Origin of the sequence: Mycobacterium sp. E3251 (genome assembly GCF_001666835.1) — a bacterium.
In the GTDB taxonomy this organism is placed as follows: domain Bacteria; phylum Actinomycetota; class Actinomycetes; order Mycobacteriales; family Mycobacteriaceae; genus Mycobacterium.
Window position 1 is genome coordinate 1 of the sequence record NZ_LZJF01000096.1, and the last position, 2,084, is coordinate 2,084.

General features: G+C 66.9%; 2 protein-coding genes and 1 pseudogene. All 3 read right to left on the reverse strand.

What is annotated here, in order from left to right; all coding sequences use genetic code 11:
* Window positions 1-547, reverse strand: a 547-nt coding sequence (locus tag A5697_RS12525; protein ID WP_369806109.1) for an alpha-ketoacid dehydrogenase subunit beta, incomplete at its 3' end; no start/stop codon positions are given.
* Window positions 544-1,515 carry a pyruvate dehydrogenase (acetyl-transferring) E1 component subunit alpha gene (gene pdhA, locus A5697_RS12530; protein ID WP_067949085.1) on the reverse strand — a complete coding sequence of 324 codons (972 nt, stop codon included), beginning with the start codon at window positions 1,513-1,515 and terminating at the stop codon, window positions 544-546. The genes pdhA and A5697_RS12525, both read right to left, overlap by 4 nt.
* Window positions 1,512-2,084: pseudogene (locus tag A5697_RS12535) on the reverse strand (AMP-binding protein); the annotation flags it as partial. The pseudogene A5697_RS12535 and the gene pdhA, both read right to left, overlap by 4 nt.

Consider the following 2,084-nt stretch of genomic DNA (forward strand, 5'->3'; position numbering starts at 1 on the left):
CGACATCCGTTGAGGTGTTGTAGAGCTGAACGTGTTCGAAGATCACCACCGGGTCCGGGTCCGCCAGAGCGGGGCCGAGCATCCCGTACGCGTCCTCGACCGTGGCAGGAGCCACCACCTTGATGCCGGGGATGTGGGCGTACCACGGCTCCAGGCTGTGCGAATGCTGCGCGGCGAGCTGGCGGCCTGCACCCGTCGCCATCCGGACGACTACGGGTACCGAGAACTGCCCGCCGGACATATGGCGAAGCGCCGCAGCGGTATTGACGATCTGGTCGAGAGCCAGCAGGCTGAAGTTGACCGTCATGACCTCCACGATCGGACGTAAACCGCCCAGCGCCGCGCCGATTCCGATCCCGACGAAGCCCAGTTCCGACAGCGGTGTGTCCCGCACGCGGTCGGGGCCGAATTCGTCCAGCAGGCCCTTGGAGGCGGCGTACGTTCCCCCGTAACGCGCGACGTCCTCGCCCATCAGCAAGACCCGCGGATCGTCGCGCAGGGCATCGCGCAGGGCGTCGTGCACGGCGGTGCGATAGCTGGTCTTCATCGCGCCGGCTCTTCAGTCAGCACGTCGCGTTCGAGATCCGCCACGTCCTCCCAGGTTCCGGCCTCGGCATAGGCCACCGCGTCCTCGATCTCGGTGGCGGCCGCGTCTTCGATCTCACGCACGTCGGCCTCGGACAGTGTGCCGTCGCCCACACATTTCTCGGTGAACGCCTGGATGGGGTCACGCTCCCGCCATCGTTCGACTTCGCCTTTGTCCCGGTACAATTCGGGATCGAACATCGAGTGCGCACGGAATCGGTAGGTGCGGAATTCGATGAAGAACGGGCCGCCGGTGTCGCGGACGTGATCGACCCCCTGCTGCGCGGCCGTGTGGCACGCTTCGACATCCATGCCGTCGACGGCCAGCGTCGGCACGCGGTAGGCCGCCGCCTTGGCGGTCAGATCGGTCTGCGACTGCGCCCGATCCAGCGCGGTGCCCATCGCGTAAAGGTTGTTCTCGCAACAGAACAGCACCGGCAGGTTCCACAGGGCCGCCATGTTCAACGACTCGTGGAAGGCGCCTTCGGCCACCGCGCCGTCACCGAAGTAGCAGGCGGTCACGCGCTTTTGCTTCAGCATGGCGTCGGCCAGTGCGATGCCCACCGCCAGCGGCAGGCCGCCGGCCACGATCGCGTTGCCTCCGTAGAACCGCTTGGTCCCGTCGAACAAGTGCATCGAACCGCCGCGGCCGCGCGAGCAGCCCTCCTGCTTGCCGAACATCTCGGCCATGATCGAGGTCATCGGTATGCCCCGCAGCAGGGCGTGCGCGTGCTCGCGGTAGGTCGCGACCACCGCGTCCTCGTCGGCCAGCGCGCGCAGCGATCCGGCGGCCACGGCTTCCTCGCCGACGTAGAGATGGAGGAATCCGCGAATCTTGGCCGCGCTGTAGAGCTCGGCGCATTTCTCCTCCATGCGCCGGACCCGAATCATGTCGGACAACAGCTCATGGGCCAGCTTCGTATCGGTCACGACGGCACTCCCTCGGATTGGTGGACCGGGTGCTGCTCGATGGTGGAGGTGTCGCCCTCAGGCAGCCCCAATTCGCGGGCCTTGAGCAGGCGCCGCATGATCTTGCCGCTGCTGGTGTGCGGCAAGGAGTCGACGAACTCGATCTCCTTGGGCGCCACCGTGGCCCCGAGCCGTTTGCGCGCGTGGCCCAGCAGTTCCAGCCGCAGGTCTTCGTCGGCGACGACACCGTCCTTCAGGGTGACGAAGGCTTTGACCATCTCACCGACCGTCGGATCGGGTATGCCGATGACGCCCGCCTCGGCCACCGCCGGGTGATCGGTCAACGCGCTCTCGACCTCGAACGGCCCGATCAGATGCCCCGCGGACTTGATCACGTCGTCCTTGCGCCCGACGAACCAGAAGTAGCCGTCGGCGTCTTTCGTCGCGAGATCCCCGGTCAGGTAGAGGCCGGCCGCGAAGCAGCTCCGGTAGCGCTCCTCGGCGTTCAGGTACCCGCGGAACATCGACGGCCAGCCGGGTTTGAGCGCGAGCTCACCCTCGACGCCGGGTTCGTCGATCACCTCGACGGT